Source organism: Neorhizobium sp. P1_A6 (assembly GCF_056406795.1).
Genome location: NZ_JBFTZM010000006.1, coordinates 69,147 through 94,981, shown reverse-complemented (window position 1 = coordinate 94,981; position 25,835 = coordinate 69,147). Strand labels below are relative to the sequence as shown.

Below are 25,835 nucleotides of genomic sequence, written 5' to 3'. Positions count from 1 at the left end.
TGGATGCCCAGGCAGGCAGACACGGTATTTCGGAGGCGGTTCTCTGGGCCGGAGTTACGCTCGACGCCGGGGAGCCGCCTCGCGAAGGCTAATGCAGATGCCGCAGCTTGTCAGGATTGCGCACGATATAGATGGCCGTGATCTTCCCATCCTCGATATCGAGCGCGGTCGTCTGCAGTTCACCGTCGGCTTCCAATGTGACGAAGCCTGGCAATCCGTTGATGAACCCGGCGCGAACGAGTGTGGAGCCGTTCTTCTGAAACTGATCCGCGAGATGGGCGTGCACTCTCATCACCGCTTCGAAGCCGAGAACGGGCTCCGTGGCCGCGGGACGCTTGCCGCCACCGTCCGCATGAATGCTGACATCTGCCGCCAACATAACACCCAGCGCCGTCATGTCACCGCTGCGCGAGGCGGCGAAAAATGCCTCGGCAAGCTCGACGCCCCGTTTTTTGTCGACCTGGAAACGAGTTCTCGCCTCGCGAACATGGGTGCGCGCGCGGGCAGCAAGCTGGCGGCAGGCGGCCGTGTCCCGCTCGATGGTGGTTGCGACTTCCTCGAATCCCAGCCCGAAAACGTCGTGCAGCAGGAAGGCCGCGCGTTCGAGCGGTGAAAGGCGTTCGAGCGCCAGCATCAGCGGCAAGGTGACGTCCTCTTCTTTCTCCTCTTCCATGACGGGATCGGGAAGCCAGGGACCGATATAGGTCTCGCGCTGTCGCCGCGCCGATTTCAGCTGATCGAGGCAGAGCCGCGTCACGGTGCGGCGCAGGAATGCCTCCGGTTCGCGTATCTCTTGGCGATCGGCCTTCATCCAGCGGATGAAGGCCTCCTGCACCATGTCCTCGGCGTCGGACACGGATCCGAGCATGCGGTAGGCGACGCGCAGCAGCTTCGGACGCAGCGGGTCGAAGCTGGCTGCCGCGTTCGAGTGGTCGAGACCCTGCATCAGGCGGCTGCCTGGGCGGTCTTGGCACTCGCGGCGTTGTTCCACAGGCCAAAGCCAACCGCCAGGCGGTTCCAGCCGTTGATGACATTGATCATAAAAGTCAGTTTCACCTGTTCCTCCTCCGTGAACTCGGCCTTCAGGGCCTCATAGCCGCTTTCGGATGAATGACCTTCGGACAGCCGGGTCAGGGCTTCGGTCCAACCTAGCGCAGCGCGCTCGCGATCGGAATAGCATGGAGCTTCGCGCCAGGCGGACAGCAGGTAGATGCGCTGCTCGCTCTCGCCCCGCGCCCGCGCTTCGATCGTGTGCATATTGATGCAGTTGGCGCAGCCGTTGATCTGCGAGGAGCGGATTTTTACGAGTTCGATGAGGCTATGCTCGAGGCTTTCGGCAACATCGGCGGACACACCCATCCAGGCCTTCATCAGCGAGGGAGCGGCGGTGAAGGGGTTAAGTTTGGCACTCATGGTTCGTTTCCTTCTGTTGGTTACGACACCATGACGAGACAGGATCCGCCCATGTGACATGCCCGCGAGATTTTTCTTGAATATCTGAGCGGGGAGCCGGCTGCGGTCGCTTCTCCTATATCCGCCATCTCACTCCTCCTTGCTCCGCCGCTCCCTCCCACCTACATCTCTCCCGCCAACCTGGAGACGCCGATGATCCACGACGCCGCACGCCTTTCGCTCGCCAACCTTTTCGCACCCGAGACCCGTGCGGTGTTCTGGAAGACATTGGGTCTCACCGCCCTCGTGCTGATCGGTCTCTGGTTCGCCCTGCGCGAAGTCTTCATCCTTTATGCCTGGCCATGGTTTGCGGCCTTCTTCCCCGATCTGCCGGATTGGGCGGGTTGGCTCACCCTGTTTGCGGCGATCGCTGCCAACATCGGGCTGGCGCTGGCGCTCGCTCTGCTGATCGCGCCGATCACGGCGCTGATCGCCGGCCTGTTCCTCGACGACGTCGCCGAAGTGGTCGAGAAGCGCGACTATCCGAACGATGCGCCCGGCAAGGCGATGCCGCTCGGCCAGGCGATTATCGGCTCGATCCAGTTTCTGGGCGTCGTCATCGTCGGCAATATCGTGGCACTTTTCCTGCTGTTCATTCCCGGCATCAACCTGATCGCCTTCTTCATGGTGAACGGCTATCTGCTCGGCCGGGAATTTTTCGAGTTCGCGGCGATGCGGTTCCGCACGCCTGCGGAAGCGCGCGCCTTCCGCTCCAAACATTCCTCCACCGTATTCCTGGCAGGCCTTCTGATCGCGTGTTTCCTGGCGGTCCCGATCGTAAACCTGCTGACGCCGCTGTTTGCCGCGGGCCTGATGGTGCATCTCCACAAGGCGGTCTCCAAGCGCGATCCAGGCTTCAAGCTTTAAGCAGGCGCCGCCGAGGCAATCGCGGCCCTACTCGACGGGCTCGCCGATGAGCTGCTGCGGCAATTCCACAAGCGGTGCCGGCACGTCGACGGTTTTTTCCGGCGAGCGGCAGAGATCGGCGATGACGCAGCGTTCGCATTCCGGTTTTCGTGCCTTGCAGCAATAGCGCCCGTGCAGGATCAGCCAGTGGTGGGCGTGGAAGAGATACTGGTCGGGGATCACCTTCAGGAGGTTCTCCTCGACCTCGTCGGGCGTCTTGCCCGGCGCCATCAAGAGCCGGTTGGCGATGCGGAAGACATGCGTATCGACCGCGAGCGTCGGCACGCCGAAGGTCATCGACATCACCACATTCGCCGTCTTGCGGCCGACGCCCGGCAGGCGGATCAGCTCTTCGCGCGTCCTCGGCACTTGGCTGCCGAACTCGTCGATCAGCATGCGACAGAGCGCGATCACGTTCTTCGCCTTGTTGCGGTAGAGCCCGATGGTCTTGATATACTGGGTGACGCCCTCTTCGCCGAGCGCCAGCATCTTTTCCGGCGTATCGGCGACCTTGAACAGCGCCCGCGTCGCCTTGTTGACGCCGGCATCGGTCGCCTGGGCGGACAGTGCCACCGCCACCACCAGCGTGAACGGGTTCACGTGCTCCAGCTCACCCTTCGGCTCCGGCCGCTGCACCGAAAAGCGGCGAAAAATCTCCTCCATCTCCGCTTTCGAATAGGCGGACTTGAAGCGCTTGGGTTTGGGTGCGGCCTTGCGCTCGGGCGCGTGATTTGACTTTTGCGAGGTGCTGGTTTTGGATCTGATCTTTGGAGTCGCCATATGCCTGTATAGGCATCCCGCAGGAGGGAAATCAACGTGGACGTTTCCGAGGAACAGCCCGTTTTCGCAGCCGAACTGACGCCCTACCGTTCGCTCGGCAAAACGGGCTTTCGCGTCGTTCTGGTGTTGACGGGCGGCATCTGCGTTTTCTATGGCGGCTTTTTCCTGATTACCGGCGCTTATCCGATCGGCTTCTTCTTCGGGCTGGATTTCCTCGGCCTCTATATCGCGCTGAAGATGAGCTACCGCTCGGGCCGGGCGCGCGAGGAAGTGACGGTCTCGCGCAGCAACCTGTCGATCCGGAAATTCTCGCCGGCGGGGCGTGTGGTGGAGCATCGCTTCAATCCGTTCTGGGCGCGCTTCAACGTCCGCCGCCACGAGGAGTTCGGCATCACGTCCATGTCTGTGACGGGCGAGGGGCGCGGCACAGATATCGGCTCCTTCCTCAATCCGGACGATCGTGAAAGTTTCGCCAAGGCTTTCAAGGGTGCTCTCGCCATGGTCAAACATCGGATCTGAGCGGGCGAGAAAACCGGCAATCGGGCAAGAAACGGGTGGTTTCGGCGAGGCTGAAGGCGCATTTAGAGGGCATATCAGTTGCACAGCGATTTTTTGCGCGCCCACCAATTCGGCTTCATCGGCGTGCGGCGCTGTAAAGGAGACAAGCCATGAATGCTCTCGCCAAGATCGATTCGTCGCCCATCGACGTGACGCCCGATGGTTCCGATTACGAAACCGTCCGCCGCGTCATCGAGATGATCACGCTCGATTACCGCGACCAGCCGTCGCTCGAGGCGATTGCCTCCGAGCTTGGCCAGTCGCCAACCCAGCTCCAGAAAGTATTCACCCGCTGGGCCGGGCTGTCGCCGAAGGCCTTCCTCCAGGCCGTCACCCTCGACCATGCCAAGCGCCTGCTCGGCAAGGAGGAACTGCCGCTGCTCGAAGCCTCCTACGAACTCGGGCTTTCAGGTCCGGGACGATTGCATGATCTGTTCGTCACTCATGAGGCGATGTCGCCCGGCGAATGGAAAGCGCGCGGCGGCGGCCTGACGATCCGCTACGGCTTCCATTCGTCGCCCTTCGGCCAAGCGCTGGTCATGGCGACCGACCGCGGACTTTCAGGCCTCGCCTTTGCCGATCTCGGCCACGAGCAGGCGGCGCTCGACGACATGATGCGCCGCTGGCCGAATGCCGAATATGTTCCCGACCAGGAGATGACAGCACCCTATGTCGGCCGCGTCTTCGACCGTGCGAACTGGTCCTGCGATCAGCCGCTGAAGGTCGTGCTGATCGGCACCGATTTCCAGGTGCGCGTCTGGCAGAGCCTGTTGAAAATCCCGTTCGGCAAGGCCGTCACCTATTCCGACGTCGCCAACGATATCGGCCAGCCGACCGCCAGCCGCGCGGTAGGTGCGGCTGTTGGAGCGAACCCGATTTCGTTCGTGGTTCCCTGCCATCGGGCGCTCGGCAAGAGCGGGGCGCTGACGGGGTATCACTGGGGGCTGACGCGCAAGCGGGCGATCCTGGGCTGGGAAGCGGGGAATGCGTGAGGGGCCGAACGCTTGAGCTCAGCATTCAGGTTCCATTGCCGGGCCGCAAGCGGCAGATACCAAGTCGCCTGCAAAAGTCATGGGCGGCCTCTGAGGATTGCGGGATTGCCCATTGGGGCATATAAGTGATGACTGAAGTATAGTCGTCGAAGGACGCGGTCAGGTGCATGAGCGCAGATACCAGAGATCGAAAAGCTTTCTAGGCGCCAAGATCGTCTTTAATGGCGATCATTCGGCCTTCGACTGCATCGTCAAGGAAATCTCAGCCGGCGGTGCATTGATCAAGATCGAGAACGCGTTGTCCGTGCCGGAAAGCTTCGGTCTCGCCCTGTCAGATGGTCGACGTTTCGAATGCGAAGTCCGCTGGCGGCGGATCAATTCCCTCGGAGTGGAGTTTCTGACCGCTGCCTGATAATCCGTCCGTTGCAGCGCAGCCTGTGTCAGGCCAACCCTTGTGCTCCCTAGGAAGGTTCGTTCAACCTCAACAACTCCTTCGCCGCAGTCTCGTCCGTTATCAGGGTATTGCACCCGACCCTGCGGATCGTCGCGCGGATCGCCACCGCGCGGTGCGCGCCGCCGGAGGAGAGCACGATGTGTTTGGCTTGTCTCAGCGTATCCAGATCCACGGACATCACCCGCTCGTTCAGCTTGTGATCCACCGAGCGGCCTTCTTCATCGAGAAAATTGAACATCGTGTCGCAGACGCAGCCCGCCGCGATCAGCCGGTCAAGCTCGGCCTTGGAGATGAAGCCTTCCGACAGCGAGGTGGAATGCGGGCCGATATCGCCGCAGCTCACCACCGCCAGATCGAGATTTTCGGCGAGATCGTAGATCGTGTTGAGCCCGCATTGCTCGATCAGCGCTCGCTTGGTCTTGACTGAGTCGACCAGAAGCGGCGCCAGGAACATGTAGCATTCGGCGCCCAGCTGGCCGGCGAAACGCCAGGTGTAGTCGATCGGATTGGTCTGGTGGACGGCGACGATGCCGCCGAGCAGCGAGACGACCTTGCAGTTCTCCCGCCGCGGCGGGCGAAAGCTGCCGAGCGAGGCGGTCATGGTGCGGCCCCAGCCGACGCCGATGGTCATGTCGTCCTGCACCACTTCGGAAAGGAATTGCCCGAGCGCCAGGCCGACCGAACTGGCGAGTGCCGCGGCGCTGCTGTCGCGCGGGGCGGGCACGACCACAGCCTCGTCCAGCCCGTAGGCCTTTTCCAGCCGGATCGCCAGTTCGACGCAGGTGTCGATGCCTTCGCTGATCCAGATCTGGACCTCGGAGCGCTTCATCGCCTCGTCGAGCAGGCGGATCACCGTCGAGCGGCTCAAGCCCAGCCGTTCGGCGACATCTTTTTGCGTCAATCCCTGGTTATAATAAAGCCATGCCGCCCGCAGCCGCATGGAGGCGGCTTCGGAATAGGCGGTATGGGTCTCGTGTCTGAGCCTAGCCAACGGGCCTCCCGGGACAATGATGGACAAGCCCCATGATATTTGTTCCAACTGACACATATGTCAATTCCGAAGAACAAATGTCTTGACTTTTTGACCGCCGGCAGGGGATAATTCTTGCCAACGCGCCGGAGGAGCCAAATCGCGCAACAGGCGTTTAGTTCTCCATATATCGAGGAATATTCGGATGACGTCTAAACTAGAGCAGCTTCGTTCCATGACCACGGTCGTTGCCGATACCGGCGACATCGAGGCGGTCGCCCGTCTGAAGCCCGTGGATTGCACCACCAACCCGACCATCGTTCTGAAGGCGCTCGGCACGCCCATCTTCGCCGACAAGGTCAAGGAAGCGATTGCCTGGGGCCGCAAACAGTCGGGCAATCCGGACGCCGTCGTGTCCGCCGTCGCCGACCGTCTGGCGATCACTGTCGGTGCCGCCCTGTCCGAGCTGGTGCCGGGCCGCGTTTCGACCGAGGTCGATGCCGACCTGTCCTTCGACACGGAAGCGTCGATTGCCAAGGCTCGCCATATCATCGCCGCCTACAAGGAGCGCGGCATCGAGCGCGACCGCATCCTGATCAAGCTCGCCTCCACTTGGGAAGGCATCCGCGCCGCCGAAGTGCTGCAGAAGGAAGGCATCGACTGCAACCTGACGCTTCTCTTCAGCCAGGCCCAGGCGATCGCCTGCGCCGAAGCGAAAGTGTTCCTGATCTCGCCCTTCGTCGGCCGCATTCTCGACTGGTACAAGAAGTCGACCGGCCAGGATTATACGGCCGAGACCGATCCGGGCGTCGTCTCCGTGCGCGCCATCTACAACTACTACAAGGCGAACGGCATCAAGACGATCGTCATGGGCGCCTCGTTCCGCAATGCGGGCGAAATCGAAGCGCTGGCCGGCTGCGACCGCCTGACGATCAGCCCGGCTCTGCTCGACGAGCTCGACAAGGACACCGGCAAGCTGGAGCGCAAGCTCGTGCCGGAAACGTTCAACGCGGAGCCGTTGCAGTCGCTCGACGAGAAGTCCTTCCGCTGGATGCTGAACGAGGACGCGATGGCGACCGAAAAGCTGTCGGAAGGCATTCGCGCCTTCGCCAAGGACCTCGCGTCGCTGCGCCAGATCGTCAAGAAGGAACTGACCCTCGCCGCAGCCTGATACCAGCTTCCACCGCCGGCATGAAGAAAGGCCCGTCTCGCGACGGGCCTTTCTGTATTGGCAAATGCTCAAGTCCGCGCTCGGGATCAGTCCGGCTTTCTGCTGACGAACAGGCCGGTTTCCTTCTCCACCTCGAGCACGCCGTTGCCGCGCTCGAATGCAGCGGCGATTGCTTCCCGGAACGCGTCCAATTGAGCCTCGTCCGCGCCGTCGCCGGGCGGGTAGGAGGTTAGCGCCAGAAAGACATCCTCCGGCTCGGTGATCCGCATGTGTGCGGGGTGCTGGGAGAAGGCAACATTGCCAAACCGGGCACGCATCAGCTCCTCGGCCCTGTCGTATCCGAAAACGGCCGCGCTCGGATCGAATGGCTCGCTGCCGAACACGGTGGTAAGTTCGTAGATCCCGCGCGTGTTGCCCATGCCGTTGGTAGTGACCGCCAGCCATCCACCGGGCTTCAGCACCCGGAACATTTCCGCGATTCCTGCTGCCGGATCGGGCAGGTGGTAGAGCATGTGCATGGCCACCACGAAGTCAAAGCTATTGTCCTCGAAGGGAAGGGAGGAAGCTTCCGCCTGACGGCCCGTGACCGATCCGAAGGGTAGGGACGTACAGCGCGCAAGGGCCTCTTCCACCATTCCGGAAGATTGATCGGCGAGCGTGAGGTCGAGATTTTCAGGTATATCGTTGATGACCGAGGCCCAGAACCAGGCGGGGCCGCAGCCGATATCGAGGACGCGGTCAGCAGGCCTCAGGGGCAGTTGCCGCGCAACCCAGGGAAACCAGCCGGTCTCGGCGATCGTATATTCCCTGTTGAGGCGCCCCCGAGCCGCCAGCTTGCGGCTGTCGGCATATTGAACGGCGTTGCCCGAGGTGATCGACGACATGATGCCTCCTGTGGCGATGGCGGCTTGGCCTATGCCACCAATATCATATCCCGGGAGTTTTGCAGTTTTGCAATCGCAGGCTAGGTCTCCGGCGGCCGGTGACCGCCGCCGGAGAGGCGTTGCGAAGATCAGGCCGGCTGCGGCACCAGCTTGGCGGTGCCCGGCTTGCGCAGCAGCAGGACGGAAACCGCGGCGATCATGCACATCACGCCGGCGATCTGCAGGGCCGGCATGTAGGTGTTGAAACCGCTCTTCAGGTAGCCTGCGCCATAGGCCGCGGTGGCAGCGCCCAGCTGGTGCCCGGTGAACACCCAGCCGAACACCATGCCGGCCTTTTCGCGGCCGAATTTGTCGGCGGCGAGCTTTACCGTTGGCGGCACGGTGGCGATCCAGTCCAGCCCGTAGAAGACGGCGAAGGCCGACAGTTCATAGAAGCTGAAGCCGGAGACAGAGAGGTAGATCAGCGACAGGCCGCGCAGCCCATAATACCAGAAGAGCAGGATGCGGTTGTCATACCGGTCGGAAAGCCAGCCGGACATGATCGTGCCGAAGAAATCGAAGATGCCAAGCACGGCCAGCGTGCTGGCGGCGGCCAGCGGCGCCATGCCGAAATCGCCGCAGATCGAGATCCAATGGGTCTGGATAAGGCCATTGGTGGAAAGCCCACAGACGAAGAAGGTGCCGAACAGAACCCAGAAGGTGCCGCTGGCCGAGGCGCTCTTCAGCGTGGTGATCGGCGAGATCAGCGTGGTCAGCAGCTTGTGATCCTGCTTCGGTGACCTGGAGACGGTCGTCTCGCCATAGGCCGGCAGGCCGACGTCGGCGGGATGGTCGCGCATCAGTGCCAGCACGAGGATCATGGCGGCGCTGATGGCGAAGGCGGTCAGCGCCAGTGCCGTGCGCCAGCCATAGGTTTCGCTCAGGTCCGCCAAGAGCGGCAGGAAGACGAGTTGGCCGGTCGCGTTGCTGGCGCTCAACATGCCCATGACGAGGCCGCGACGTTGCGAAAACCAGCGGGAAGCTACCGTTGCGCCAAGCACCATGGCGGTCATGCCGGTGCCGACGCCGATGACGATGCCCCAAAGCGCCACCAGCTGCCAGACCTCGGTCATGAATAGTGAAACGACGATGCCGCCCAGGATCAGCGCCAGCGCGGTCGTGACGACCTGGCGGATGCCGAAATGGTTCATGAAAGCGGCGGCAAACGGAGCAAGCAGCCCGAACAGCAGCAAACGCACCGCCATGGCGGACGAGATGTCGGCGATATCCCAGCCGAACTCCTGATGCAACGGCTGGATCATCACGCCGGCCGAGCCCATGGCGCCGGCGGTCGCGAGCATCGTCAGGAATGTGGTGATGGCAACCACCCACCCGTAGTGCAGGTTTCTGGCCGCCATCCATTGGGCGGCGCGATTGGAGATCATGGTTCTGTCCCTTTCCTGGTCGTTGCCGCTCCGGCAGCGTGTAATTTTCGGGTATATGCCCGCTTTTGCATAAAAATCAGAGAGCCGCCAGCAGCTCCTGCAATTGTCTGGTTTTCTCGGCCCCGAGCCGGGCCTCGATATCGTCCTGGACGCTGTCCCAGAGCGGCGCGCCCTGCTTCAGGATCGCCGCACCCTTCGGCGCCACCGTCAGCATCGCCTCGCGCTGGTCCTCGCCATGGCCGATCGCCACCAGGCCCATGCGCTCCAGCACCTTGGTATTGCGGCCGACGGTCGAGCGGTCCAGTTCCACCTGGACGGCGAGATCGGTCAGCGAGATCGGCGCCAGCCGGTTGATGTTGCGCAGCAGGCTGAACTGCCCGATGTTGACCCCGAGCGGCGCCAGGGCCTCGTCGTAATAGGACGAGACCTTTCGGGAGGCTTTGCGCAGCAGGATGCAATGGCATGTGTCGTTCGGCATAGAGCGGGTATATACCCGCGGTTCGATTTGCGCAAGAGGGGCGCATCAAAAGCTGGAACGTTTCGGAATGGCGCAGGCCGACCCGAAGAAAGACCTCCAGGGCACAAAAAGAATGGCCCGGCTTAAAGCTTCCTCAACAAGAATAGGCGACTATCCCGGCACTATTCCATCCTGTTGTTTTGCGTAGATATGGAGTTTGATCATGCCGGAGCTCGGCAAGTGAAGGGTCTGAAGTTCCGGTTTTCCAAGAAGCTCGTCTTCATCCTCATGGGCAGTATCGTCGTTCTTGGCGGTGGCAGCGGTGCGGCCGCTGTGCTCATCGGTACGGACAAGATCCTCGGCCCCTCCTATCTGGAGATCAACGGGCTCGAATGTACCGCGCTGGAAACGGTCAAGATCAAGCGCGATCAGCGTTACTGGATCCGCAAATACGTGGTGAGCGACGGAACCGGCGACGGTCTGGCGCGCATTCGCACGGCCTTGCGTGTCGCCAAGGCGGTCCAGGAAAAGGAAAAGGCGGATCTCGTCCAGGTGGCGATGATCGACAAGGCCGGCCCCCGTGATCGCGCTCAGATGCGCGGCCGTGCGATCGGTGCCCAGGTCGTCTATATCCCGGATCCCAACAAGGCGCCCGAAGGCGCCGACGTGAGGCCCTATTCGGCCTATTACCTCGACGGCGCGGCCAATTCGAATGGCGAATATTACGGCATGCGCATCGACCTGCCGCTCGAGGATGTCGAGGCGCTTACCGCCCGGCTGACCGATCACGCCGATTGCGTCGAACCTGTCGTCGCGGCGCCGGAAGGCGAACACGGCGCTTCCGCCAGCCATGGCGAAAAGCCGAAGAGCCACGGAGCAATGAGCGAAAAGCCCGCTTCCGGTCATGGCGAGCCTGCAGCCGACCCGCATGGAGCGCCAGCCGATGCGCATGGTGCTCCGGCCGAAGGCCATGGTGACGAAATTGCGGCCAAGGAAAGCGGCGGTTTCTTCAGCTCCATCACCGGCATGATCTTCGGCTCGAAGGCGCAAGCGCCGGCAGAAGCCGCACATGCGCCCGAGGGCGGTGCCGCCGCCGCTCAAACCCATGCTGCCGCTCCGGCTGCCGCCGCCCATCCGGCTCCGGCCGCGGTCACGCATCCGGCACCTGTAGCACAGAACAAGGCTGCCGCCGATCAGGGCCAAGGCAAGCAGAAGCCGGCCGCACCTGCTCAGGTCGCATCCGCCGAACCGAAAAAGCAAGAGGGTGGTTTTCTCGCCTCGATAACCGGCATGTTCTCCGGCAGCGGCGAACAGGAGAAGGCCGACGCACCCCAGGCCGCAGCCAAGCCAGCCAAGCCGGCAGAGCCCGCGCCTGCGCCTCGCACGTCGGCGGAAGGCGGCAAGCGCTGGTCCAAGCAGACCGATGGCGATGCGGTTCGTTCCGACGCCAAACCACCCGAAGCGCCGCATGCCGAAGCGGCTCCGGCAAAGACCGGCGGCTCAACGGACGCTGACGCCGCTGGCGCCGAATGGCTCGCAAAGCTCAGGGGCCAACCGGCTCCAGCCGCACCCGCAAAACCCGCAGAGGCGGCTTCAGCTTCGGATGCGAAGGACCCGGCTGGGAAGGTCGTGCATTGAGAGGGGAATAAACCGAGCTCTCCGTCGTTATCCTCGGGCTCGACCCGAGAATCCAGAGTTCGCACCGCCTAGTCCGTGGATCCTCGGGTCGAGCCCGCGGATGACGACCGTAGGGTGGCAGAGGCGAACCCTATCAGTCCGCCTTGGCGCGGCGTGCCGGGAACAGGATCACGTCTCGGATCGAGGGCGAATCCGTCAGCAGCATGACGAGGCGGTCGACGCCGATGCCGAGGCCGCCGGCCGGCGGCATGCCTTGGTCGATCGCATCCAGGAACTCGTCGTCGAGCTGCTTGTCCTTTTCGCCGCGGGCGTGCGCCTGTTCGAGCTGTTCGACCATGCGCTTGCGCTGCTCTTCCGGGTCGTTGAGCTCTGAAAAGGCGTTACCCAGTTCCCAGGCGTTGCAATAGGTTTCAAAGCGTTCGACGAGGCGCGGTTCGCCCGGCACTTCCTTGGCGAAGGGAGAGATGTCCTTCGGGAAATGCGTCACGTGGCTCGGCTGGATCAGCGTGCCCTCGACCTTCTCCTCGAAGATGAAGGCGAGGCATTCGCCCCAGGTCCAGTCCTTCTCCACCGCGAAGCCGGCGGCCTTGGCGGCGGTGCGGGCTTCCTCGTCGGTCTTCATGGCGAGGAAGTCGATGCCGGTCGCTTCCTTCACCGCATCGGGCATCGGCACACGCTTGAACGGCCCCTTGAAGGACAGTTCCTTGTCGCCGAACTTCACTTCGGTCGTGCCGTGGATGGTCATGGCCAATGTCGAGAACATGCGTTCGACGAGGTCCATGATGTCCTCGTAGTCGGCATAAGCCCAGTAGCACTCCATCATCGTGAATTCGGGGTTGTGCCGGGTCGAGACGCCTTCGTTCCGAAAATTGCGGTTGATCTCGAATACCTTGTCGGTGAGGCCCGAGACCAGCGTGCGCTTCAGAAACAGTTCCGGCGCGATGCGCAGGTACATGTCGAGCTTCAGCGTGTTGTGGTGGGTCTTGAACGGCTCGGCTGTTGCGCCGCCATAGACCGAATGTAGCATCGGCGTCTCGACTTCCATGAAGCCGTCGTTTTCCATGAAGCGGCGGATGCCGGAGACGATGCGGCTGCGCTGCTGGAAGCGGAGCTTCGACTCTTCGTTGGTCATGATGTCGAGATGGCGCTTGYGGTAGCGCAGCTCGACATCCGAGAGGCCGTGCCACTTTTCCGGCATGGGGAGCAGCGACTTGGTGAGCATGGTGATGTTCTGGGCGTTGATGGTCAGCTCGCCGCGCTTGGTGCGGCGCACGACGCCCGTCACGCCGATGATGTCGCCGATATCGACCATCGGCAAAAGGTCGCGGGCTTCCTGCGGCGCGGTGTCCTTGTGGGAGAAGATCTGCACCTTACCGGATGCGTCATGGATATCCATGAACATGCCGGAATTACGCGAGGAATAGACCCGGCCGGCGACGGTGACGATGTCCTGCGTCTCGACGTCCGCCTCGAGGGTCTTGTATTTCTCGGCCAGTTCCGCATTGGTCATGGTGCGGTGGAAATGCGCCGGATAGACGTCGCCGATCTTTTCACGCAGCAATGCGAGTTTCTGGGCGCGCACCTGGGTGGCGTCGGAGGAGAGGGCGGTTTCGGTCGTGTTCTCGGTCATCGTGTTTCGCCTTCTTCGGGCTGTCTTCGTTGCGGTTACCCCCCTCTGCCCTGCCGGGCATCTCCCCCTCAAGGGGGGAGATTTGATGGAGCTTGCTCATCGCCCTCTCTCTGTCATCGCATGCCCAGCATTCGACGCTGGTTAGGGCGGAGGTGGCGCCTCTGGTTGATCTCCCCCCTTGAGGGGGAGATGCCCGGCAGGGCAGAGGGGGGTATGCTGTACATCCACCTTCAATATGAAGGCATGCGGTTTCTTACTTTCCGTCGCCCACCATGGATGCCACCACTGTCGCTGCAATCTTCAGCCTCTGGCGCACCACGGACCGGCCGAGCAGCGCCATCGAATCGAACAACGGCAGCGAGCGCGACGAACCAGACATGGCGACGAACAGCGGCGGGGTGACGACACGCAGTTTCTTGGCGAGCTTGTCGGCCACGGCGCGCAGTTCAGCGTCGATCGTCTCGACATTCCATTCCAGGATCTTTTCCAGATCCGTCTGAACGGTGGTGAGGATTTCAAGCGTTTCGGCGGGGCTGGTCTTCAGGCCTGCAAACGAGGCCGGCGTCAGGCCGACATCGGAGGACAGCAGGAAGCCGGCAAGGTTCGGCAGTTCGCCGAGCTTGGAAATGCGGCTCTGCGAGTGTTTCAGGCCTTCCGTCAGGCGACTGTTTTCCATGGCCCATTCCAGAACGCGGGCGACGAATTCGTCCGGCGTCAGCTTTTCGCGGATCCAGCGGCCGTTCAGCCAGTCGAGCTTCTGGATGTCGAAGATCGCGCCGGCCTTGGAGAGGTTGTCCGGATCGAACTTCTCGATCAGTTCGTCCATGGTCAGCATCTCTTCGCCTTCGGCGATCTGGATGAAGAACAGGCCCAAAAAGTTCATCAGCGCTTCCGGCAGGTAGCCGAGCGCGGAATAATAGGAGATCGAGGTCGGGTTCTTGCGCTTCGACAGCTTCGACTTGTCGGCATTCCTCATCAGGGAAAGGTGCATGAACACCGGCTGCTCCCACTCGAAATAGCGGTAGAGCAGGATGTGCTTCGGCACCGAGGCCAGCCATTCCTCGCCACGCGCAACATGGGTGATCTTCATCAGATGGTCGTCGATGACGTTCGCCATATGGTAGGTCGGCATGCCGTCGCCCTTGATCAGCACCTGCATGTCGACCGAATCCCACGGGATCGAAACGTCGCCGTAAACGCCGTCATGGAAATCGCAGGAGCCCTCTGTCGGGATCTTCATGCGGATGACCGAGCCTTCGCCGGCCGCCATCTTGGAGGTCACTTCCTCGGCCGTCAGGTTCAAGCAAAGACCGTCGTATTTCGGCGGCTTGCCGGCGGCGCGCTGGCCTTCGCGCATCTGCTCGAGCCGCTCGGGCGTGCAGAAGCAGCGGAAGGCATGGCCCTTGTCGAGCAGCTGCTGGGCATAGGGCTGGTACATGTCCTTGCGGTCGGACTGGCGGTAGGGTCCGTAGGGACCGCCGACATCCGGGCCTTCGGCCCAGGTCAGGCCCGTCCAGCGCAGCGCGTCCAGAACCTTGTCCTCGAATTCTTGCGTCGAGCGCGTAGCGTCGGTATCCTCGATGCGCAGGATGAATTCGCCACCATGTTTCTTGGCGAAGAGATAGTTGAACAGCGCGATGTAGGCGGTGCCGACATGCGGCTCGCCGGTCGGCGAGGGGGCGATGCGGACGCGGGGCTTCGTGGCGATCATGAAGAATGCTCTATCTGTGGCGGCCGGAAAGGCGCCAAGCCTGTTTTTGAAATGCAGATTGGCGCAGGCTTAGGCCATATTCAGCCGTAAGCGTCAAGGTTTTTGGCCTTGAACCCTACCTTACCGGCCAAACATAGAGCAGTGCCGGCACGCTGACGAGGATGATCAGGAAAGAAAGCGGCAGACCGAGGCGGGGATAGTCGGAGAACTTGTAGCCGCCGGGGCCGAAGACCAGCGTGTTGCACTGGTGGCCGACCGGGGTGAGGAAATCGCAGCCGGCGCCGATCGCCACCGCCATCAGAAACGCCTCCGGCCGAAAACCGAGACTGGTAGCGAAGCCCGCCGCGATCGGGCCCATCAATGCGGAGACGAATTCAAAGTTCCGGCGCGCCTGATCGACAGGACGCCCGTCCACTGGACAACCGGTGCCGCTTCGATAGGGTGTCGCGGCAAAACGACCAGATTGTTTTAAATGGAGATTTGTCGATGACTGATGTTTTGAACGTGCCGGTGAAGCTGGCCGATGGCCGCGAGACCACGCTTTCGGAATACAAAGGCAAGGTGATGCTGGTTGTCAACGTCGCCTCGAAATGCGGCCTGACCAAGCAGTATGAAGGCCTCGAAAAACTCTACGAAGACAAGCGCGGCGATGGTTTCGTGATCACCGCTTTCCCGGCCAACAACTTCAAGGGCCAGGAGCCCGGCACCGACGCCGAGATCGTCGAATTCTGCCAGCTCACCTACGACGTCAAGTTCCCGATCTTTTCAAAGGTCTCCGTCAAGGGCGAGGACAAGCACCCGCTCTACCAGGGCCTCACCGGCTCCGGCGTTCCGACCACAGGCGACGGCCCGATGAAGGAAAAGCTGCGCAGCTTCGGCATGGCCGTCGAAGACGACGGCGAGATCGTCTGGAATTTCGAGAAATTCCTGATCGGCCGCGACGGCGAGATCAAGGCCCGCTTCGCGCCCGATGTCGATGCGCAGGACAGCCGGCTGGTCGACGCGGTCGAACGGGAACTGGCGAAGAACTGAGGCCTGCGAAAGTGTGAACCGGGAAAAGGGATCAGTCCGTGAAGACCGCTGATGGTTTCTCGATCTCCGACCTGCGTGCACGGCCTGGCTTTGTCGGGGACGTGGCCGACCGCGTCTGGAATGCCTGGTGGCGGAGCAAAGGGGTCTCGCTGGAATACATAACCGGTCGAGTGCAGGAAAACCTGGTCTCGACCGGGATACCCTTGGCCATCGTGGCGCATCACGGAGATCGGTTTCTGGGAACTGCGTCGCTGATCACGAGCGACATGGACGAACGTCCCCAATACAGCCCTTGGATTGCTGCGGTTTGGGTGGAACCGGAATGTCGCGGCGAAGGGGTGGGATCGGCTCTGGTCAACGCCGCAGCTCAGGCGGCTATCGGACAGGGCATCGAGATTGTCTATCTATGCGCCTCGCCTGCCAATTCGCCGTTCTACGAGAGGATGGGCTGGCAGCGCGTAGAAACGGGTGTCGGCAATCTCAATATCTTCTCGCTTGGGAGATAACCGTGCCGCTCAGCCGTGTGACGATCTATGCGAAGGATGTCGAAGCGATGGTGCGTTTTTACGAGGCGCATTTCGAGTTCGAAGTGTTGCGGTTGCCCGGTGATCGCATCGTCGAACTGGTCAGCAAGGATGGCGGCGCCAACCTGATGTTTCACCAGGCCGCCAAATCGCAGAAGACCGGCCAGGTGATCGTCAAACTGGTGTTCGATGTGGAGGATGTCGAAGCGTTCTGCCGTCGCGCTGCGGAACGAGGGCTCCAATTCGGCCCGATCCACAAGGCCGATGGCTACGAGTTTGCGAATGCCAAAGATCCGGGCCAGAACTCGATCGCGGTCTCCAGTCGAGCCTTCCGCATAACGAAGTAAGCTCCTCAACTCAATGCAGCGTCGTCCCGCTGCCCTTTTTCTTCTTGCGGGCGTTGCGCGCCACCATGTTGAGCACCTCGACGCCGGCGGAAAAGGCCATGGCGGCGTAGATATAGCCCTTGGGCACGTGCACGCCAAAACCTTCGACGATCAGGGTGCCGCCGATCATCAGCAAAAAGGCGAGCGCCAGCATGACGATGGTCGGGTTCTTCTCGATGAAATTGGCAAGCGGAGTGGCGGCGATCAGCATCACCGTGACAGCGGCGATGAYGGCGACGACCATGATCGGCAGGTGAGGGGTCATGCCGACGGCGGTGATGATGCTGTCGATCGAGAAGACGAGATCGAGCAGCAGGATCTGGCCGATTGCAGATGCGAAGCTCATCTTGAGCACGTCCTTGCCGGCGCCGACCAGGTCTTCCTTATGGTCGTCGACATCGACGGAATGGTGGATTTCCTTGGTTGCCTTCCAGACAAGGAAAAGGCCGCCGGCGATCAGGATCAGGTCCTTCCAGGAGAAACCATGGCCGAAGGCCTCGAAGATCGGGTTGGTAAGCTGGACGATCCAGGCGACGGTGCCGAGCAGGGCGAGACGCATGACGAGCGCCAGGCCGATGCCGATCCTGCGGGCGCGTTCGCGGCTTTCGGGTGGCAGCTTGTTGGTGAGGATCGAGATGAAGATCAGGTTGTCGATGCCGAGCACGACTTCCATGACGACGAGGGTGACGAGCGCCACCCAGGCGGCCGGATCCTGAACCAGCGCGACGATATCCTGCATCAACATTCCCTTCTTTCAATCGCAAGGCTTAATTGCCGTCCCGATTTAAGGACTGGAGATGCAAAGACAAGAGGAGGTTGCGTTACAACCTCCTGAAATCAGGCATGTTCTTCGGTTTTTGTCGTCACGGAAGCGTTATGCAGGCCGTAGGCTGCCATGAATACCCGGATCGCACCCGTAACAGCACGGTCGATTTCGCGGAAGGGCGGCACGTCATCGAGATCGCCAAACAGGCGGAACTTGAAAAATGTGCCGCTCGACATATCGATGAACTGACGCGCCGCCAGGTCCGTATCCTCGATCTTCAGATTGCCGAGCGCGATATGACGCTTAAGGAAATCCTCAAGAACTGTGCGTACGTTTTGAGACGGTGAGTTGAAGAAGTGGTGACAGATGTTTGGAAGACGATCGACGACGCCGATGACGGTGCGCATCGCGCCGATCACCTGCGGAGAGGTGATATGGGTCACAAATCCCATCCCGAAGCGGTAGAGACCGTCCTCGACTTCCTCACTGCCTGCGAGGATGTCGCGCATCCGCAGGGTGATCCGCTCGCGTTCGCGCGCCACGATCGCCCCGAACAGGTCTTCCTTGTTCTGGAAGTAAACGTAGATCGTGCCTTTAGAAACGCCCGCCTCGCGGGTGATGTCGTTCATGCTCGCCGCGTCGAAGCCGAGCTTCATAAAGACGCTCTTTGCCCCGTCGATAATCTGTTCCCGTTTCGCCGGGTCTTCGCCCGCTGCGAAACGTCCGGCGGCAATCGGATCGTTTTTTTCCAGTTTCCTTGTCTGCCTGGCCATTTCGATGCCCTTTTTTAACCTTTTCGAACCGAGCGGTTCGATTGCTCTTGATATGTGTCATCGAAAGGTCTAAGTCAAGGTCGCTGAACCGATCGGTTCGATGAAATAAGACGCTCCCAAGACGGTATATGAAGATGACGGCCTCTCACAATACCGGCGCATTGCGCGCCGTGACGACGGAAAATGTCGACCTTTCGGAGGCTGAAGCCCGCAAGGCTTCGCCTGCGGCCGAACAGCCTGCGGCTGCCGAGGCGATTGCGGCCCCGGCCGTCGCCAAAGCGCCGGAAAAGAAGAAGCGCCGCGGCCTCCTGCTGCCGATCATCGCGCTTGCCCTCCTTGGTGGCGCCGGCTGGTACGGCTATAACTGGTGGATCGACGGCCGGTTCCTGGTTTCGACGGACGATGCGTATGTCGAAGGCGATATCGCGGTCATCTCGCCGAAGGTTTCCGGTTACGTCGCCAAGGTGAACGTCGTCGAAAACCAGGCCGTCAAGGCAGGCGATTCGCTCGTCACGCTGGACGACGGCGACTACCAGCTCGCACTTCGCAAGGCGCAGGCCGCCATAGAATCCGCCAATCTCGCAGTGTTGCGGATCGACGCGCAGATCGTCGGCGGCGAAGCGGCGCTGAAGCAGTCCCAGGCCCAGCAAGGCGCTCTCGAAGCTGCTGTCCGCGGCGCCGAGATCATCCAGAAGCGCGCGACGAGCCTGCAGGCAAGCGCCGTCGGCACCGCCGCCGCGCTCGACAGTGCCCAGATCGCGCTCGAACAGGCCCGCGCCAATCTCGTCGCCGGCCAGGCCGCGGTTGCCTCGGCCCAGGCCAATATCGGCCTTCTGCATGCGCAGCGCGACGAAGCGGTCAACACGATCCGCACCCAGGAGCTCGCCCGCGACCAGGCCCAGCGCGATCTGAACTTCACCGTTCTGAAGGCGCCTTATGACGGCGTCATCGGCAATCTCTCTGTCCAGACGGGCGATCTCGTCTCGACGGGCAAGCGGCTCGCGTCGCTGGTGCCGCTGACCGAGCTCTATATCGAGGCGAATTTCAAGGAAACTCAGCTTGGCCATCTGCAGCCGGGTTCCAAGGTTCGCGTGCATGTCGATGCCTATGACGATCACAACATCACCGGCACGGTCGTGTCGATCGCGCCGGCTTCCGGTGCCGTCTTCTCGATGCTGCCGCCGGAAAATGCGACCGGCAACTTCACCAAGGTCGTGCAGCGCGTTCCGGTGCGCATCTCGATCCCCAAGGAAGACCTGGAGCGTCAGCATCTTCGCGCCGGCCTGAGTGTCGTCGTCGACGTCGACACCCGCACTGCGCCTGGCATCGGCGCTGTCGCTGCCAAGTAAAGAGAACCAAGGAGAGCGGCCATGGCAGGAGCAACGGCCACGGCGGGCGCATCCCCTATGGCGATGCCCGCCGACCAGCCGATGGACAGACGCAAGCTGATCGCCTTCTTCGCGATGGTCTTCGGCATGTTCATGTCGATCCTCGACATCCAGATCGTCTCGGCTTCGCTCGCGGAAATCCAGGCCGGCCTTTCCGCCGGTTCGGATGAAATCGCCTGGGTGCAGACCTCCTACCTGATCGCCGAAGTGATCATGATCCCGCTGTCGGGAACGCTGGCGCGTATCATCTCGACGCGCTACCTCTTCGCCATCTGTGCCGCGGGCTTTACGCTGTCCAGCATCCTTTGCGCCACCGCGACGAATATCGACCAGATGATCGTCTACCGCGCCATCCAGGGCTTCATCGGCGGTGGCATGATCCCCTCTGTCTTCGCTGCGGCCTTCACCATCTTCCCGCCGTCGAAGCGCAGCATCGTGTCGCCGATCATCGGACTTGTCGCGACGCTCGCGCCAACCATTGGCCCGACGGTCGGCGGGTACCTTTCCAATTCCTTCTCCTGGCATTGGCTGTTCCTGGTCAACGTCATCCCCGGCATCATCGTGACGGCCGTCACCTTCACGCTGATCGACTTCGACAAGCCGCAGCTTCAACTGATGAAGAAATTCGACTGGTGGGGGCTTGCTTCCATGGGTGTCTTCCTCGGCGCGCTGGAATACGTGCTGGAAGAGGGCAACAACAAGGACTGGTTCAGCGACGACAAGATCGTCGTCGGTGCGGTCCTGGTCACTGTTGGTGCGGTGGTGTTCTTCTGGCGGGCCTTCAAGGTCGAGTTCCCGATCGTCGATCTCCGAGCATTCAGCAACGCCAATTTCGCCTTCGGATCGCTGTTCTCCTTCATCATGGGCGTCGGGCTTTACGGGCTCACCTATCTCTATCCGCTCTATCTCGGCCGCATCCGTCATTACGATTCGCTGATGATCGGCGAGACCATGTTCGTCTCGGGTATCGCCATGTTCGTCTCCGCGCCGCTCGTCGGGAGGCTATCGAGCAGCGTGGACCTGCGCATCCTGATGGCGGTCGGTTTCGGCGCCTTCGCGATGGGCACCTACCTGATGACCGGCATCACCGCCGACTGGGATTTCTACGAACTGCTTCTGCCGCAGATCCTGCGCGGGTTCGGGATGATGATGTGCATGGTGCCGATCAGCAATATCGCGCTCGGAACGCTCACACCGCAACGTATCCAGGGCGCTTCCGGTCTCTTCAACCTGACGCGTAATCTCGGCGGCGCAGTCGGCCTTGCGATCATCAATACGGCTTTGACCCAGCGCTCCGACGAGCATTATGCCCGGCTTTCGGAGCATGTGAACTACGGCAATCCGGCTGCGCTGAGCTGGCTCGACAGCGTCGGCGCCAATTACAATGCCTTGGGTCTCGACGGCGGCGCCGTGGCGCTCCAGAAGATCTCCGGCATCATCACCCAACAGGCCCTGCTGCTGTCCTTCATGGATGTGTTCTTCATCCTGACGGCGCTGTTCGGAAGCCTGATCTTCCTTGTCTTCCTCATCGCCAAGCCAGGCCGCCCCGCGGGCGCCGGTGGCGGCGGGCATTAAATTCCAGCATTCCACCGCCGGGAAGAGGGCCGCCACACACGTGACGGCCTTTTTCTTTGGCGTCCAGCGTTGTTGAAACACGTACCTCAAATTTTGATTTACGTACCTCAGAATTTCCGCTAACACGGTCGGCGGAGGAATTCATGAAGCCCACAGTTCATGACATCGCAAAGATTGCGGGCGTCAGCCTTGCGACCGTCGACCGGGTTCTCAACGGCCGGCCGGGCGTGCGTTCCGTCACCCGCGGCAAGGTGGAGGAGGCAATCGCCTCGCTCGGTTATGTGCGCGATCTCGCCGCCGCCAACCTTGCCAAAAGCCGGACCTATTCCTTCGTCTTCATCCTGCCGGCCAACGACAATTCCTTCATGATCGGCCTCACAGAGGAGGTGCGCGGCGCGGTCGCCCGGTCCAGCTTCGAGCGCACCGATATCCGCATCGTCGACGTACCGCCCTTCGATCCTGACGCGCTGGTCGCAGCCCTTGAGGCCGTGCTTGCCGAAAAACCGGCGGGCGTCGCCTTCGTTGCGATCGACGCGCCGGAAGTCCGCGCGGCCGCCGAGCACCTGCGTCAGGCCGGCATCCCGATGGTGACCTTGGTCTCCGACCTGCCGGATTCCTCCCGCGACCATTATGCCGGCATCGACAATATTGCAGCCGGCCGCACTGCGGGCAGCCTGATGGGGCGTTTCCTCAACGGGCCTTCCCTCGGCGAACGAGGGGCGACCGTCGCGGTGCTCGCCGGTTCCATGCTGGTGCGCGACCATCGAGAGCGGCTGGAAGGTTTTTCGACCGTGATCGCCCAAGCCTATCCGAACGTCCGTATCCTGCCCGTCCTCGAGGGCCGCGACGATCCGGTGCTCGCCGAGACGATGATCGCGGAGGCGCTGCGTCGTAATGCGGACATCGCCGGCATCTACAGTCTCGGTGCCGGCAACCGCGGCCTCATCCGCGCGCTGCAGGCGGCGCACGGCCCCAGCCGGCCGCTCGTTATCGCGCACGAACTGACCGCCTCGACCCGCGCAGCACTTGCCGACGGCACCATTGACGCGGTGCTGAACCAGGATGCGGGCCACGAAATCAGAAGCGCGATCCGCGTGCTGAAGGCCAAGGCGGACGGGCTGCCGGTGCTCGCTGCCCAGGAACGCATCCGTATCGACATATTCTTGAAGGACAATCTGCCCTGAAGGGCGGAGCATTAGGAGAAACACCATGTATCTCGGTCTCGATCTCGGCACTTCGGGCGTCAAGGCGATGCTGATCGACGGCGATCAGAAGATCATCGGTTCGGCGAGCGGCTCGCTCGACGTCTCGCGTCCACATTCGGGCTGGTCGGAGCAGGATCCGGCCCACTGGATCCGCGCCACCGAAGAGGCTGTCGCCGGCCTCAAGGCAAAATTCCCGAAGGAGCTCGCGGCGGTGAAGGGCGTCGGGCTTTCTGGCCAGATGCACGGCGCGACGCTGCTGGACAGCGAAGACAAGGTGCTGCGCCCCTGCATCCTCTGGAACGACACCCGCTCGCATCAGGAAGCCGCAGCCCTCGATGCGAACCCGATTTTCCGCAAGCTCACCGGCAATATCGTCTTCCCCGGCTTCACCGCCCCGAAGCTCGTCTGGGTCGCCAAAAACGAACCGGAGATTTTCGCGAAGCTCGCCAAGGTGCTGCTGCCGAAGGATTACCTGCGCCTGTGGCTGACCGGCGAGCATATTTCGGAAATGTCGGATTCGGCCGGCACGTCCTGGCTCGATACCGGCGCCCGCAAGTGGTCGTCCGAATTGCTTTCCGCCACGGGCCTTACCGAAAGCCAGATGCCGTCGCTGGTCGAAGGCACCGAGCAGGCCGGTAAGCTGCGCGGCGAGCTCTCCTACAAATGGGGCATGGGCGAGGGCGTTATGATTGCCGGTGGGGCAGGGGACAATGCGGCCTCGGCCTGCGGCATGGGCACGGTGGCGGAAGGCCAGGCCTTCGTGTCGCTCGGCACGTCCGGCGTGCTGTTTGCCGCCAACGCCTCCTATCTGCCGAAGCCGGAAAGTGCGGTACATGCCTTCTGCCACGCACTGCCGAAAACCTGGCACCAGATGGGTGTCATCCTGTCGGCGACCGACGCGCTCAACTGGTATTCGCTCATCACCGGCAAGACCGCCGCCGAGCTCACTCAGGAACTCGGCGATACGCTGAAGGCTCCCTCCAGCGTCACCTTCCTGCCCTATCTTTCCGGCGAACGCACGCCGCATAACGATGCGGCCATCCGCGGCGCCTTCATCGGCCTCGAACACGAAAGCAGCCGGTCGGTGCTGACCCAGGCGGTCCTGGAAGGGGTGACCTTTGCGATCAGGGACAATCTCGAAGCCCTGAAATCCGCCGGCACCTCGATTTCCCGCGTTACCGCCATCGGCGGCGGTTCACGCTCGCGCTATTGGCTGCAGTCGATCGCCACGTCTCTCGGCGTGCCGGTGGATATTCCAGCCGACGGCGATTTTGGAGCTGCCTTCGGCGCCGCACGCCTCGGCCTCATCGCCGCCACCGGCGCCGACCCGCTCTCCGTCTGCTCGGCACCGAAAATCGACGAGACCATCGAACCGGTCGCAGCTCTCCTGGAGGCATACGATACCGCATACGCCCGCTACCGGGCGCTCTATCCGGCGATCAAGTCGCTGGCGCATTGAACATGAGGCGCCCCCTCATCCGCCTGCCGGCACCTTCTCCCCGAGGGGAGAAGAGGCTCGCGGCGGTGCCTCAGTTCCCTTCTCCCCTCGGGGAGAAGGTGGCCCGAAGGGTCGGATGAGGGGGCAACCCACCCGCCGAACAACAATTCGAACCCAATGAGGAAACGACCATGAGCACAGGCTTTTTCGGAGACATCCAGAAAATCAAATACGAAGGCCCGGACAGCACCAATCCGCTGGCCTTCCGCTTCTACAACCCGGATGAGATGATCGCGGGCAAGCGCATGGAGGATCATCTTCGGTTCGCCGTCGCCTACTGGCACTCGTTCACCTGGCCGGGCGGCGACCCCTTTGGCGGCCAGACTTTCCAGCGCCCGTGGTTCTCGGACACGATGGAAGCGGCGAAGATGAAGGCCGACGTGGCGTTCGAATTCTTCTCGCTGCTCGGTTCGCCCTTCTACTGCTTCCACGACGCTGACGTGCGTCCGGAAGGCAATAATTTCGCCGAGAACACCAGGAACCTCAACGAGATCGTCGACTATTTCGAGAAGAAGCAGGCCGAGACTGGCACCAAGCTCCTCTGGGGCACGGCGAACATGTTCTCGAACCGTCGCTACATGTCGGGCGCCGCCACCAACCCGGACCCGGATGTCTTTGCCTTTGCGGCGGCGACCGTGAAGACCTGCCTCGATGCTACCAAGAAGCTCGGCGGCGCCAACTATGTGCTGTGGGGTGGCCGTGAAGGCTACGAAACGCTGCTCAATACCGATCTGTCGCGCGAGCTCGACCAGATGGGCCGTTTCCTCAACCTGGTGGTCGAATACAAGTACAAGATCGGCTTTAAAGGCACGATCCTGATCGAGCCGAAACCGCAGGAACCGACCAAGCACCAATACGATTACGACGTCGCGACCGTCTACGCCTTCCTGCAGAAGCATGGGCTGGACAAGGAAGTGAAGGTCAATATCGAGCAGGGCCATGCGATCCTCGCCGGCCATTCCTTCGAGCACGAACTGGCGATGGCGAACGCGTTCGGCATTTTCGGCTCGATCGACATGAACCGCAACGACTACCAGTCCGGCTGGGATACCGACCAGTTCCCCAATAATGTGCCGGAAATGGCGCTGGCCTATTACCAGGTTTTGGCCGGCGGCGGTTTCGTCAACGGCGGCACCAATTTCGACGCAAAGCTGCGTCGCCAGTCGCTCGATCCCCAGGACCTGCTGATCGGCCATATCGGCGGCATGGATTGCTGCGCCCGTGGCCTCAAGGCGGCGGCGAAGATGCTCGACGACGGCGCACTCAAGAAGCCGCTCGACGAACGCTACGCCAAGTGGGACAGCCCGGAATACCAGAAGATGCTGCGCGGCGAATACAAGCTCGACGACATCGCTTCCTGGGTTGAAAAGCAGGACATCAACCCGGAACCGAAGTCCGGCCGCCAGGAATACCTGGAAAACGTCGTCAATCGTTACGTTTGATGCCTTTGCGTTTGATGGGCTTGCTCCGCCCCTCACCCTAACCCTCTCCCCGCTTGCGGGGAGAGGGGACGTGCCACGAGCGGCGTTGGAGAGTGAACGGGTACGGAGCGGCATATCCCTTCTCCCCGCAGGCGGGGAGAAGGTGGCGGCAGCCGGATGAGGGGCGGGACGCTGCCGTCGTCAACCGGAAGATGATCTGCACAAAACCTTCCTGCACGT

The 25,835-nt window shown here is 62.0% G+C and carries 25 protein-coding genes and 1 pseudogene; 14 read left to right on the top strand and 12 right to left on the bottom strand.

What is annotated here, in order from left to right; all coding sequences use genetic code 11:
- Positions 1–88: 88 nt before the first annotated feature.
- Positions 89–946, bottom strand: a complete 858-nt coding sequence (locus AC1D3C_RS14155) for a sigma-70 family RNA polymerase sigma factor (RefSeq protein WP_477483315.1) — start codon at positions 944–946, stop codon at positions 89–91.
- A complete protein-coding gene (locus AC1D3C_RS14150; RefSeq protein ID WP_477483314.1) occupies positions 946–1,413 on the bottom strand; it encodes a carboxymuconolactone decarboxylase family protein in 468 nt (155 codons plus the stop codon). The genes AC1D3C_RS14155 and AC1D3C_RS14150 overlap by 1 nt, the downstream gene beginning before the upstream one ends.
- A 192-nt stretch (positions 1,414–1,605) precedes the next feature.
- On the opposite strand from AC1D3C_RS14150, the gene AC1D3C_RS14145 reads away from it, so the two are divergent.
- On the top strand, positions 1,606–2,319 hold the full coding sequence (locus tag AC1D3C_RS14145; RefSeq protein ID WP_477483313.1) for a sulfate transporter family protein: 714 nt from the start codon (positions 1,606–1,608) through the stop codon (positions 2,317–2,319).
- A 27-nt stretch (positions 2,320–2,346) separates the two neighbouring features.
- On the opposite strand, the gene nth is transcribed toward AC1D3C_RS14145, so the two are convergent.
- On the bottom strand, positions 2,347–3,138 hold the full coding sequence (gene nth, locus AC1D3C_RS14140; RefSeq protein ID WP_477483312.1) for an endonuclease III: 792 nt from the start codon (positions 3,136–3,138) through the stop codon (positions 2,347–2,349).
- A 36-nt stretch (positions 3,139–3,174) separates the two neighbouring features.
- On the opposite strand from nth, the gene AC1D3C_RS14135 reads away from it, so the two are divergent.
- From AC1D3C_RS14135 to AC1D3C_RS14125, 3 genes are all read left to right on the top strand, one after another.
- Positions 3,175–3,657: a DUF2244 domain-containing protein gene (locus AC1D3C_RS14135; RefSeq protein ID WP_477483311.1), complete on the top strand. Its 483-nt coding sequence runs from the start codon at positions 3,175–3,177 to the stop codon at positions 3,655–3,657.
- A 149-nt stretch (positions 3,658–3,806) separates the two neighbouring features.
- Positions 3,807–4,688 carry a methylated-DNA--[protein]-cysteine S-methyltransferase gene (locus tag AC1D3C_RS14130; RefSeq protein WP_038545443.1) on the top strand — a complete coding sequence of 294 codons (882 nt, stop codon included), beginning with the start codon at positions 3,807–3,809 and terminating at the stop codon, positions 4,686–4,688.
- Between the two features lie 163 nt (positions 4,689–4,851).
- A complete protein-coding gene (locus tag AC1D3C_RS14125) occupies positions 4,852–5,100 on the top strand; it encodes a PilZ domain-containing protein (RefSeq protein ID WP_038545439.1) in 249 nt (82 codons plus the stop codon).
- A 49-nt stretch (positions 5,101–5,149) separates the two neighbouring features.
- On the opposite strand, the gene AC1D3C_RS14120 is transcribed toward AC1D3C_RS14125, so the two are convergent.
- Positions 5,150–6,082, bottom strand: coding sequence for a sugar-binding transcriptional regulator (locus AC1D3C_RS14120; RefSeq protein ID WP_437179059.1), 933 nt, complete (start codon positions 6,080–6,082; stop codon positions 5,150–5,152).
- Between the two features lie 235 nt (positions 6,083–6,317).
- On the opposite strand from AC1D3C_RS14120, the gene tal reads away from it, so the two are divergent.
- Entirely contained in the window at positions 6,318–7,283 is a 966-nt protein-coding gene (gene tal / locus AC1D3C_RS14115; RefSeq protein WP_038545433.1) for a transaldolase, read from the top strand.
- Between the two features lie 86 nt (positions 7,284–7,369).
- On the opposite strand, the gene AC1D3C_RS14110 is transcribed toward tal, so the two are convergent.
- The 3 genes from AC1D3C_RS14110 to AC1D3C_RS14100 form a co-directional block, all read right to left on the bottom strand.
- Complete coding sequence (locus AC1D3C_RS14110) at positions 7,370–8,167, bottom strand: class I SAM-dependent methyltransferase (protein WP_477483310.1); 798 nt, start codon at positions 8,165–8,167, stop codon at positions 7,370–7,372.
- 128 nt (positions 8,168–8,295) lie between these two features.
- Complete coding sequence (locus AC1D3C_RS14105) at positions 8,296–9,591, bottom strand: MFS transporter (protein WP_038545427.1); 1,296 nt, start codon at positions 9,589–9,591, stop codon at positions 8,296–8,298.
- Between the two features lie 76 nt (positions 9,592–9,667).
- Positions 9,668–10,069 (bottom strand): MarR family winged helix-turn-helix transcriptional regulator, encoded by a 402-nt coding sequence (locus AC1D3C_RS14100; RefSeq protein ID WP_247138925.1) that lies wholly within the window; start codon positions 10,067–10,069, stop codon positions 9,668–9,670.
- A gap of 219 nt (positions 10,070–10,288) precedes the next feature.
- Between AC1D3C_RS14100 and AC1D3C_RS14095 the strand changes: the two genes are divergently transcribed.
- The gene (locus tag AC1D3C_RS14095) at positions 10,289–11,686 is read left to right on the top strand and encodes a hypothetical protein (RefSeq protein ID WP_477483309.1); all 1,398 of its coding nucleotides are present in this window, start codon (positions 10,289–10,291) and stop codon (positions 11,684–11,686) included.
- A gap of 133 nt (positions 11,687–11,819) precedes the next feature.
- On the opposite strand, the gene lysS is transcribed toward AC1D3C_RS14095, so the two are convergent.
- The 3 genes and pseudogenes from lysS to AC1D3C_RS14080 form a co-directional block, all read right to left on the bottom strand.
- Complete coding sequence (lysS, locus tag AC1D3C_RS14090; RefSeq protein ID WP_477483308.1) at positions 11,820–13,316, bottom strand: lysine--tRNA ligase; 1,497 nt, start codon at positions 13,314–13,316, stop codon at positions 11,820–11,822.
- A gap of 253 nt (positions 13,317–13,569) precedes the next feature.
- Complete coding sequence (gene gltX, locus AC1D3C_RS14085) at positions 13,570–15,027, bottom strand: glutamate--tRNA ligase (RefSeq protein WP_477483307.1); 1,458 nt, start codon at positions 15,025–15,027, stop codon at positions 13,570–13,572.
- Positions 15,028–15,142: 115 nt separating this feature from the next.
- Positions 15,143–15,388: pseudogene (locus AC1D3C_RS14080) on the bottom strand (SLC13 family permease); the annotation flags it as partial.
- Between the two features lie 125 nt (positions 15,389–15,513).
- Here AC1D3C_RS14080 and AC1D3C_RS14075 point away from each other — a divergent pair.
- Genes AC1D3C_RS14075 through AC1D3C_RS14065 form a run of 3 tightly spaced genes read left to right on the top strand, consistent with a single transcriptional unit; the run spans position 15,514 to position 16,930 of the window.
- Entirely contained in the window at positions 15,514–16,059 is a 546-nt protein-coding gene (locus tag AC1D3C_RS14075) for a glutathione peroxidase (protein ID WP_477483306.1), read from the top strand.
- Positions 16,060–16,097: 38 nt separating this feature from the next.
- Positions 16,098–16,565: a GNAT family N-acetyltransferase gene (locus AC1D3C_RS14070; protein WP_477483305.1), complete on the top strand. Its 468-nt coding sequence runs from the start codon at positions 16,098–16,100 to the stop codon at positions 16,563–16,565.
- A 2-nt stretch (positions 16,566–16,567) separates the two neighbouring features.
- Positions 16,568–16,930 carry a VOC family protein gene (locus AC1D3C_RS14065; protein WP_477483304.1) on the top strand — a complete coding sequence of 121 codons (363 nt, stop codon included), beginning with the start codon at positions 16,568–16,570 and terminating at the stop codon, positions 16,928–16,930.
- Positions 16,931–16,940: 10 nt separating this feature from the next.
- Here AC1D3C_RS14065 and AC1D3C_RS14060 read toward each other — a convergent pair whose 3' ends face one another.
- Together AC1D3C_RS14060 and AC1D3C_RS14055 are read right to left on the bottom strand one after the other, a co-directional pair.
- Positions 16,941–17,708 carry a TerC family protein gene (locus tag AC1D3C_RS14060; protein WP_477483303.1) on the bottom strand — a complete coding sequence of 256 codons (768 nt, stop codon included), beginning with the start codon at positions 17,706–17,708 and terminating at the stop codon, positions 16,941–16,943.
- Positions 17,709–17,806: 98 nt separating this feature from the next.
- Complete coding sequence (locus AC1D3C_RS14055) at positions 17,807–18,508, bottom strand: TetR/AcrR family transcriptional regulator C-terminal domain-containing protein (RefSeq protein ID WP_477483302.1); 702 nt, start codon at positions 18,506–18,508, stop codon at positions 17,807–17,809.
- 134 nt (positions 18,509–18,642) lie between these two features.
- On the opposite strand from AC1D3C_RS14055, the gene AC1D3C_RS14050 reads away from it, so the two are divergent.
- The 5 genes from AC1D3C_RS14050 (at position 18,643) to xylA (ending at position 25,616) form a co-directional block, all read left to right on the top strand.
- The gene (locus tag AC1D3C_RS14050) at positions 18,643–19,857 is read left to right on the top strand and encodes an HlyD family secretion protein (protein WP_477483503.1); all 1,215 of its coding nucleotides are present in this window, start codon (positions 18,643–18,645) and stop codon (positions 19,855–19,857) included.
- Between the two features lie 21 nt (positions 19,858–19,878).
- The gene (locus AC1D3C_RS14045; protein ID WP_477483301.1) at positions 19,879–21,471 is read left to right on the top strand and encodes a DHA2 family efflux MFS transporter permease subunit; all 1,593 of its coding nucleotides are present in this window, start codon (positions 19,879–19,881) and stop codon (positions 21,469–21,471) included.
- Between the two features lie 143 nt (positions 21,472–21,614).
- A complete protein-coding gene (locus AC1D3C_RS14040) occupies positions 21,615–22,655 on the top strand; it encodes a LacI family DNA-binding transcriptional regulator (protein ID WP_477483300.1) in 1,041 nt (346 codons plus the stop codon).
- A 25-nt stretch (positions 22,656–22,680) separates the two neighbouring features.
- Positions 22,681–24,135 carry a xylulokinase gene (gene xylB / locus AC1D3C_RS14035; RefSeq protein WP_477483299.1) on the top strand — a complete coding sequence of 485 codons (1,455 nt, stop codon included), beginning with the start codon at positions 22,681–22,683 and terminating at the stop codon, positions 24,133–24,135.
- A gap of 170 nt (positions 24,136–24,305) precedes the next feature.
- Entirely contained in the window at positions 24,306–25,616 is a 1,311-nt protein-coding gene (gene xylA / locus AC1D3C_RS14030) for a xylose isomerase (protein WP_038545395.1), read from the top strand.
- The last annotated feature ends 219 nt before the right edge of the window (positions 25,617–25,835 follow it).